Raw genomic sequence first — 8,813 nt, forward strand, 5'->3', positions numbered from 1 at the left:
CATGGATGAGCAGGCAGTCGCCGTGCAGGAAGACAGCACCGTAGCAGATGCGGTTGCTGTACCGCCAGCGCCACCTGCTGCCAAAAAAACTGCTGCTCGCCCACGTGCTCTCAAAGCAACTTCGGCAACTTCAGCGACCCCGCGCACTGCCAGTAAATCCTCCGCCAAAGACTTGCGTATCCTGGAACAGCCAGGCTTCGTCCTGCATTCCTGGCCCTATAAAGAAACCAGTCTCATCATTGATGTATTGACGCGTGACCATGGCCGCATCGCCCTGGTTGCCAAGGGTGCAAAACGCCCGCATTCACAATTACGCAGTGTCTTGCAAACCTTCCAGCCCTTGCAACTGGGCTGGACAGGCAAGGGCGAGATACGCACCCTGACGACAGCAGACTGGGTGGGCGGCATGCTGCCGCTGGAAAAATCAGCCTTGCTGTGCGGTTTTTACCTCAATGAATTACTGGTCAAGTTTCTCATGCGCGATGAAGCGCACCCGGAATTGTTTGATCTCTACGTTTCAACGCTAAACCAGCTTGCCCATGATGAGCCTGCCACTATCGTCCTGCGCCGCTTTGAACTCGCACTATTGCGCGAATCAGGCTTGCTGGGTGACCTGACACGCTGCACTCAAGAGCGAGAACGTGTACAGACAGAGCAGTTCTATGTGCTTGACCCGGAACGCGGCCCCAGACCCGCCATGTCCTCAGACAATGTGCCCAGGGTCAGCGGCAAGACTTTGCTGGCCATGCAGCGCGGCGACTATACTGAACAAAGCACGCAATTACAAAGCAAGTTGCTGATGCGCTTTTTGCTTGCCCATCACTTGCATGGCGCTGTACTGAACACACGGCAAATACTGATCGATTTACAAAATTTATGAATATCCATCAACAAAGCCAGTTGATAGAACTGGGCGTGAATATTGACCACGTCGCTACCTTGCGCAATGCGCGTGGCACGACTTACCCAGATCCCTTGCAAGCCGCCTTGCTGGCAGAAGAGGCGGGCGCAGATTGCATCACCCTGCATCTGCGTGAAGACCGCCGCCATATCCGCGATGCAGATGTAGAGCAGCTGCGTCCACGCATCTTGACGCGCATGAACCTGGAAACTGCCGTCAATAATGAAATGCTGGACCTGGCTTGCCGCATCCTGCCACAAGATGTTTGCCTGGTGCCAGAACGCCGTGAAGAAGTCACAACAGAAGGTGGCCTCGATGTCGCCCGTGATTTTGCCAAAGTGCAGGCTGCAGTCCGGCAATTGCAGGCGGCAGGCATACGTGTGTCACTATTCATCGATGCAGATGAGCAGCAGATACAGGCCAGTTCAGAGGCTGGTGCCAGCGTCATAGAAATCCATACGGGTCGTTATGCCGATGCGCATGATCCACAATTACAGGCGCAAGAGCTGGCGCGCATAGCGCAAGCCGCCATCACAGGCATACGCCATGGTTTGAAAGTGAATGCGGGACACGGCCTGCACATGACTAACACCGCTGCGATTGCTGCTATTCCAGAAATTTCAGAATTGAATATCGGTCATGCCATTGTTGCTCAGGCCCTGTTCGTAGGCTGGCAAAGAGCCATCAGCGATATGAAAGCGCTAATGGTCAAAGCCCGATTGGCGAATCTGCATAGAGTTGCTTAAGATGATTTACGGCATAGGCACCGACATCGTACAAATCTCGCGCATGCAAGAAGCTATTGAGCGCAACGGTGAGCGCTTTGCTGAAAAAATTCTGGGCCCAGAAGAATTGGCTATCTATCGTGAACGCAAAGCCCTGGTAGAAGCGCGTGGCCTGCGTTACCTGGCCACCCGCTTCGCCGCAAAAGAAGCTTTCTCCAAAGCCGTAGGAATGGGCATGCGCGACCCCATGAACTGGCATGCCATGCAAACCCTGAATAACGACCAGGGCCAGCCTGTCGTACAGGCAAACGGCACTATGCTGGCGTGGATGCAGGAACGCGGCCTGAAGGCGAGTATCTCCGTCAGTGATGAAACTGATTACGCCATTGCCTTCGTCATCATTGAATTGAACAATCCCTGCTAAAGTAGCGACTTCCACAAGCGCTGCAGATTGATTGCATCATGACAGAACCAAATATCTCAGAAGCACGCCAGCAAGTGCTTGATCTGGTTGCCAAATTACCCAACCTGCCGGGCGTGTACCGCTATTTCGATAGCAGAGACCAGGTGCTGTACGTGGGCAAGGCGCGTGACTTGAAAAAACGCGTCTCCAGCTATTTTCTCAAAAACCTCTCCAGCCCGCGTATTGCGATGATGGTAGAGAAAATCGCCAAGCTCGAAACCACGGTCACCCGCAGCGAAGCCGAAGCCCTGATCCTTGAAAACAATCTCATCAAGGCATTAAAGCCGCGCTACAACATCCTGTTTCGTGATGACAAGTCTTATCCTTACCTGAAAATCACTACAGAAAAAACACCACGGATGATGTATTACCGTGGTGCTATCGATAAAAAACATCAATACTTCGGGCCATTTCCATCCAGCTGGGCTGTCAAGGAGTCGATGCAAATTCTGCAGAAAGTCTTTTTGCTGCGCAGTTGCGAAGACAGCGTGTTTGCCAACCGCACCCGCCCATGTCTGCTGCACCAGATCGGTCGATGCAGTGCTCCTTGCGTCAACATCATTGCGAAAGAAGACTACCAGCAAGACGTCAATAATGCCGCTGACTTCTTGCGTGGCCGCCAGCTCGAAGTCATGCAGACCCTGGAAAAAAAGATGCTGGATTTTTCCATGGAGCTCAAATTCGAGCAGGCCGCAGCCGTGCGCAATCAAATGCAGGCCCTGTCCAAAGTCTTGCACCAGCAAAGCATGGAAACTGCTGGTGATGTCGATATCGATATCCTTGCCGTAGTAGTGGAGGGGGGGCGCGCATGCGTCAACCTGGCCATGGTCAGGGGCGGGCGACATCTGGGTGACCGTGCTTATTTCCCTACCCATGTCGATGATGCCCTCAGCGTCGCAGAAAATGAAATCGAGGTTGAGGTCATCTCTGCCTTTCTGGCGCAGCACTATGTCGATCAATTCATTCCTTCGACCTTGGTCATGAATGTGGAACTCGATGCGCCCGACCTCATGCTGGCACTGGCCGAGCAATGTGGTCATCGTATTCATCTGTCCTTCCAGCCTCAGGAGCAACGTCGCGCCTGGCTGGATATGGCTGTCAAGGGTGCCAAACTGGCACTGGCCCGCATGTTGTCAGAGCAGGGCTCGCAACAGGCCCGCACTCGCGCTTTAGCGACGGTTCTGGAGCTGGAGGTAGAAAACCTGGAAGAGTTGCGTGTAGAGTGCTTTGACATCAGCCACACCCAGGGCGAAGCGACCCAGGCATCCTGCGTAGTCTTCCACCATCATGCCATGCAAAATAGTGAATATCGCCGTTTCAATATCAAGGACATTACCGGTGGGGATGATTATGCTGCCATGCGCCAGGTACTGTTCCGCCGCTATGAAAAAGTCGCCAGTGGTGATGCCAGTAGCGTTGATGCTAGTGAGCGTCGCATGCCAGACATTGTTTTAATCGATGGTGGCAAAGGTCAGGTCGAGATAGCCAGGCAAGTCTTTGTTGAGTTGGGCCTGGATATCAGCCTCATCGTCGGGGTGGCAAAAGGTGAGGGCCGCAAGGTCGGCCTCGAAACCCTGGTGTTCGTTGACGGCCGCGCAGAAAAAGAATTGGGCAAGGAATCCGCAGCTCTCATGCTGATCGCCCACATCCGTGACGAGGCCCATCGCTTTGCCATCACAGGCATGCGTGCCAAGCGCGACAAGGCCAGACAGACCTCGCAACTGGAAGAGATAGAGGGCATAGGCCCTAAACGCCGCCAGCGCCTGCTGGTGCGTTTTGGGGGCTTAAAAGGTGTCAGTGATGCCAGTGTCGCCGATTTGGCCAGTGTTGAAGGTATTTCCCGTCAATTGGCAGAAGAAATTTACAAGCGGCTGCGATAGAGAAATATAATTGCAACAGGCGCTGACACTGTCGTCAGTGCTCTTGCAGCAAACCTCAGATAAAAACCATAAAAAGACATGCCTTTCAATTTCCCTATCCTGCTGACCTGGTTGCGTGTTGCATTGATACCGCTGGTAGTCGGTGTTTTTTATCTGCCTGATCTCTGGCTCAACCCTTTTGAAAAAGGCCTGGCATCTACCACGGTCTTTATTGTTGCAGCAGTGACCGACTGGTTTGACGGTTTTCTGGCACGCAGGTGGAACCAGACATCTTCATTCGGCGCCTTCCTCGACCCTGTGGCTGACAAACTCATGGTAGCCGGTGCCTTGCTGGTGCTGGTGCAACTGGACCGCGTCAATGCCGTGATCGCCTTCGTCATCATAGGCCGCGAAATCACCATCTCTGCCTTGCGCGAATGGATGGCACAGATAGGTGCATCCAAATCTGTGGCAGTCAGCTCACTGGGCAAGATCAAGACCACAGCGCAAATGGTGGCCATCCCCATGCTGCTGTATTACGACATACTGTTTGGCGTTGATACCAAGCTGCTGGGCTCATGGTTATTGCTGATTGCTGCGGTTCTGACAGTCTGGTCCATGTTCTATTACCTGCGCAAAGCATGGCCCCTGATCAAGGAAACGACTGACAGAATGGGATAAGCGTGCAGTAAGCGTTAAATGATCTTGGAATGGGTGGTTGACAGAATGGCTGGATGATATATAATTCTGGTCTTCGCAATGCGGGAGTAGCTCAGTTGGTAGAGCGCAACCTTGCCAAGGTTGAGGTCGAGAGTTCGAGACTCTTCTCCCGCTCCAAAGTTTTTGGAATGGCAGCGAAAAGCAGTAAAGTAAGAAAGTAGTAAAATGCGGGAGTAGCTCAGTTGGTAGAGCGCAACCTTGCCAAGGTTGAGGTCGAGAGTTCGAGACTCTTCTCCCGCTCCAAAATGGCGTAGTACCTGAAGTATCAGTAGCACATCTGCGGGAGTAGCTCAGTTGGTAGAGCGCAACCTTGCCAAGGTTGAGGTCGAGAGTTCGAGACTCTTCTCCCGCTCCAGATTCTGAAGGGAAGCAAGGCTTCCCTTTTTTGTTCAAGTTGCACCGCATTTCAGCGAGCATCAAGCGTGATAAAATCACACTAGTTAAAACGCAGAAATAGCACCCCTGGCGGGGTAGCAAAGTGGTTATGCAGCGGCCTGCAAAGCCGTAGACGCCGGTTCGATCCCGACCCCCGCCTCCAAATACAAAAAGCGCTTTAGAGCGCTTTTTTTCCAGAACCCGACTTAGCGTTTCGCTAAGCAGGTTGTAGTAGTGGGCCCGAGTGGTGAAACTGGTAGACACATCGGACTTAAAATCCGCCGCTTCGTTAATAGCGGGCGTGCCGGTTCGATTCCGGCCTCGGGCACCAAAACTACGTTTCAGGCAGTTCCAAGAAGTACATCAACCCGCCTTCCTCACTATGAGAATGCGGGGTTTTTGTTTCCTAACGTTCCGTGAAGTACTTTGACAGCCCAGATTTTTGGCGGTATATATGACGGTATTAAATGGAAATCAGATACCGTCAAAACATCAATACCGTCAAAAAACCACTTTCTTGACGGTGTGCGGTATCGCCTCATAGGGAGAGCCCGCGATGCCAAAGAAAATTACTCCACTTACCGATATTAAAACAAAGAACGCGGCTGCCAAGGATGCACCCTATAAATTGGCGGACGGTGGCGGCCTCTATCTGCTGGTGAGTAAAGACGGCTCAAAGCTGTGGCGTATGGATTACAGGTTTAATGAAAAACGCCTTACGTTGTCTTTTGGTAAATATCCCACTGTCTCACTGGCGGCGGCTCGGGTCAGGCGTGCAGAAGCAAAAGAGCAAATTGCTTCAGGTATCGACCCCAGCGATGTACGTAGATCAGAGCGCACGCAAGTCAGTCAGCATAAAGTGGCGGCCAAGAGGGAGGCAGAGGGCTTGCCCGCAATTGATTCTTTTGAGGCAGTCGCGTGGGAGTGGTTCGAGGCCAAGATTAAGTCGTTGTCAGAGAGTCATCGCTCGAGCACTACTGCTTATTTAAAAAACGACTTGATACCCTATCTCGGAAAGTTGCCTATGGCTGAGATCAAGGCACCTGTTTTACTGGAATGCTTACGTCGTATCGCTACCAGAAAAAACAATCAGGGAAAAACGATTACAGAAACCGCAAACCGTGTGCGTGAGCAAATGGGGCAGTTGTGGCGATTTGCTATTGCGACTGGTCGGGCAGAGCGCGACATTGCCGCCGATTTACGCGGCGCATTAGAGGCGCACGTACAGAAAAATTTCTCACATATCACCGACCCGAAATTGCTAGGTCAGCTTATGCGCGATGTTGAAGGCTACGGTGGTGTGCCTGTCACGGTGGCAGCGTTGCGCATGCTGCCTTTGGTGTTTGTGCGACCTGGCGAGTTTAGGGCCGCGCGTTGGGAGGATATCGACCTGGAAGCGAAAGAGTGGCGCTACTTCAGCCCTAAAACGAAGATAGATCATATCGTCCCTCTATCTGCGCAAGTGCTGGTACAGCTACGCGCATTGCAGCCACTGACCGGCATGGGTGAATATGTGTTTGGTGTCAGATCAGGGCAGCGGCCTTTGTCGGAAGGCACGATTAACCAAGCCCTCAAGACTTTAGGCTACTCCAGTGACATTATCCACCCGCATGGCTTCAGACATACTGCCGCTACCATGCTTGCCGAAATGGGATGGGATGAAAACACTATAGACCGTCAATTGTCGCACGTGGTACAAGGCGTAAAAGGCGTGTACCAGAAAGCCAAATACATAGAAGACCGGCGCAAGATGATGCAAGCGTGGGCGGACTATGTTGATCAGTTAAAGCAAGGTGCATTCATCATTCCACTGCGGACAGCCTGAATTAAAGAAAATTTGAGCACTGGCGTAGCTTACAGCCGCTTTTTCACTGCAAACCCGCGTCAAATATAGCCGCAAACCCTGCGTCCTTTTAGCGACCAAAGCACAGAAAAAGTCTAGAAAACAGAAAAACAAGGTGTACCGGTGTACCAAAACATAAAACAGGCTGGAAAGCCGCTTAATTACTGCATTTTGTTGGTACACCTTATATATAAATAGGTGTACCAAAGGTGTACCAATTGTGTACCAGCCGTGAAAACACCCTCTATTTCATACGGGTTTGCGACGCAAAAGCGGCTGCAAGCTGCACCGGCTCTGCGTTTGCACCTGCTGGCACGTCTAAAAACCCAGCGCAAGCCGATTTTCTGGCGCACACCCCAGCGACGCATTAATTCAATACGTCTTTGACGTATAATCTGAGTATGTAAACAATCATAGAGACCCCAACTTTTGAAAGGTTATGACCTGCTTACTGGATGGAAGAAGAGCGGGCAGAGCTTGCCGCACATCTTGCGTAAATGCCGGAAGCGGGCGATGTCGTCAAGGGTTCCGGCGGCGTTCGTAAGATCAGATGGAGTTGTAGCGGTGGCGGCAAGTCGGGCGGGGTGCGCGTGATTTATTGCAACCGGCTGGCAAACGGTTACATCGTGCTGTTGTTCATCTATGCCAAGAACGAATTTGATGCAATTGCTGGGGAAAAGCTGAAGGAGTTAAGAAATGCCATCGAATAAAACTATGGACGATAAAGCCCTGCGAGTATGGGAAGATTCACGCGACCTGGCCGCAGAGTTGGAGCAATCGATTCATGAAGTGCTGGTCGGTCAATGCAAGGCCGTGGCAGTGTCGTCCGTGGTGGCGGCACGTCTGCAGTCCGGCCTCTCACAAAGCCAGTTTTCCAAGCTGCTAGGCGTGTCTGTTCGCACCTTGCAAGAATGGGAGCAAGGACGTCGCAAACCCTCAGGGGCGGCGCAAACCCTGCTTGTGATTGCACAGCGCCACCCGGAAGTGTTACGGGAATTGGCGTAATTGGTGCAGGGAACATGGATAAATCAGCACAAACCCCGATGACAGGTGACGATGTTCCCGAATGGGATACAGCTATAGGTGCCATCTGGATAATTGATATTTTGACGGCGGAAAAACGAAAATCACTTATCGAATCACCAAATCACATTTGGCCGCGCAATATCAGTAATGATGACAAAAACACGTTTTTGGACACTGCCAATACAGCTTTGAATTTCTGGAAGTTAAGGAAAGAAAACGCCCAGAATAGAGCACCCCCTAAGGAGCAACGAGAGCAATTAAACGATGTTGTATCAACGATACAAAAACTAAAAAAGCAACTCACCAAATTGACAGCTGAATCACTCACCCATGCTGATATGTCCTATATGAACGCCAAATTTTTGACCAAGCCGCCGTTTGAGCTATGGTTTAAATCGGAATACGGGCATCACGTAAGTTCGCTATTCTCACGTACATGGATGCAGCTAGACGACACGGAAAGAGTATTGATATCAGCCGCGAACCGTATACACGTTGATGTCAGCTACCGGCCCGAAAATCATGTGAATGACTGCATTGTTACTGAGCTTGCAAGGGAGTGGAGGCTCAAAAATGGGGAATATCCGCCACGCTCAAAAACAGGATGGTTTGCAAAGTTCATTGTGGAATTGGGGACGGCTATCGATCTCACCCTGTCGCTTGAGCTTGCAAAACGATGTATCGATTTCATGGAAACGGTAGATAAAAAATATATTGAAGAGAATGAAAAATCTCAAAAGTCGGGTTAACCGGAGGATTTATTTCGGTTAACCGGTGAGGTATCCTGACTTTTTCGGACATTCCTGTTTGTTAAAATAAACGATCAGGAGAAATAATGAAACAGAAAAAAAGATATACCCCGGAATTGCGGGAAGAAGCGGTGAAACTTGTATTGGCGCAA

9 protein-coding genes and 5 tRNA genes are annotated in these 8,813 nt (G+C 51.3%); all 14 read left to right on the forward strand.

Annotation, left to right across the window (positions count from 1 at the left end):
• The first annotated feature begins 1 nt into the window (after nucleotide 1).
• The 14 genes from recO to ACO0LC_RS25875 all read left to right on the forward strand — a co-directional run bounded on the left by recO (nucleotide 2) and on the right by ACO0LC_RS25875 (nucleotide 8,661).
• Nucleotides 2-880: a DNA repair protein RecO gene (gene recO, locus ACO0LC_RS25810; protein ID WP_423008578.1), complete on the forward strand. Its 879-nt coding sequence runs from the start codon at nucleotides 2-4 to the stop codon at nucleotides 878-880.
• The gene (pdxJ, locus tag ACO0LC_RS25815) at nucleotides 877-1,647 is read left to right on the forward strand and encodes a pyridoxine 5'-phosphate synthase (RefSeq protein ID WP_423008580.1); all 771 of its coding nucleotides are present in this window, start codon (nucleotides 877-879) and stop codon (nucleotides 1,645-1,647) included. Before recO ends, pdxJ begins: the two co-directional genes overlap by 4 nt.
• Nucleotide 1,648: 1 nt before the next feature.
• Nucleotides 1,649-2,050 carry a holo-ACP synthase gene (gene acpS / locus ACO0LC_RS25820; protein ID WP_423008598.1) on the forward strand — a complete coding sequence of 134 codons (402 nt, stop codon included), beginning with the start codon at nucleotides 1,649-1,651 and terminating at the stop codon, nucleotides 2,048-2,050.
• A 38-nt stretch (nucleotides 2,051-2,088) separates the two neighbouring features.
• Entirely contained in the window at nucleotides 2,089-3,969 is a 1,881-nt protein-coding gene (uvrC, locus tag ACO0LC_RS25825; RefSeq protein ID WP_423008582.1) for an excinuclease ABC subunit UvrC, read from the forward strand.
• A gap of 78 nt (nucleotides 3,970-4,047) precedes the next feature.
• Nucleotides 4,048-4,629 (forward strand): CDP-diacylglycerol--glycerol-3-phosphate 3-phosphatidyltransferase, encoded by a 582-nt coding sequence (pgsA, locus tag ACO0LC_RS25830; RefSeq protein WP_423008584.1) that lies wholly within the window; start codon nucleotides 4,048-4,050, stop codon nucleotides 4,627-4,629.
• 80 nt (nucleotides 4,630-4,709) lie between these two features.
• A tRNA-Gly gene (locus ACO0LC_RS25835) sits at nucleotides 4,710-4,785 on the forward strand.
• Between the two features lie 50 nt (nucleotides 4,786-4,835).
• Nucleotides 4,836-4,911, forward strand: a tRNA-Gly gene (locus tag ACO0LC_RS25840).
• A 36-nt stretch (nucleotides 4,912-4,947) separates the two neighbouring features.
• Nucleotides 4,948-5,023 (forward strand) — tRNA-Gly (locus ACO0LC_RS25845).
• Nucleotides 5,024-5,132: 109 nt separating this feature from the next.
• Nucleotides 5,133-5,206 (forward strand) — tRNA-Cys (locus ACO0LC_RS25850).
• Nucleotides 5,207-5,281: 75 nt separating this feature from the next.
• Nucleotides 5,282-5,374 (forward strand) — tRNA-Leu (locus ACO0LC_RS25855).
• A 225-nt stretch (nucleotides 5,375-5,599) separates the two neighbouring features.
• Nucleotides 5,600-6,868: a tyrosine-type recombinase/integrase gene (locus tag ACO0LC_RS25860; RefSeq protein ID WP_423008586.1), complete on the forward strand. Its 1,269-nt coding sequence runs from the start codon at nucleotides 5,600-5,602 to the stop codon at nucleotides 6,866-6,868.
• 515 nt (nucleotides 6,869-7,383) lie between these two features.
• Nucleotides 7,384-7,596, forward strand: a complete 213-nt coding sequence (locus ACO0LC_RS25865; protein WP_423008588.1) for a DNA-binding protein — start codon at nucleotides 7,384-7,386, stop codon at nucleotides 7,594-7,596.
• A complete protein-coding gene (locus tag ACO0LC_RS25870) occupies nucleotides 7,583-7,891 on the forward strand; it encodes a helix-turn-helix domain-containing protein (protein ID WP_423008590.1) in 309 nt (102 codons plus the stop codon). The genes ACO0LC_RS25865 and ACO0LC_RS25870 overlap by 14 nt, the downstream gene beginning before the upstream one ends.
• Nucleotides 7,892-7,905: 14 nt before the next feature.
• Complete coding sequence (locus ACO0LC_RS25875; RefSeq protein WP_423008592.1) at nucleotides 7,906-8,661, forward strand: hypothetical protein; 756 nt, start codon at nucleotides 7,906-7,908, stop codon at nucleotides 8,659-8,661.
• Nucleotides 8,662-8,813: the final 152 nt, after the last annotated feature.

Source organism: Undibacterium sp. JH2W (assembly GCF_049340425.1).
Lineage (GTDB): Bacteria > Pseudomonadota > Gammaproteobacteria > Burkholderiales > Burkholderiaceae_D > Undibacterium.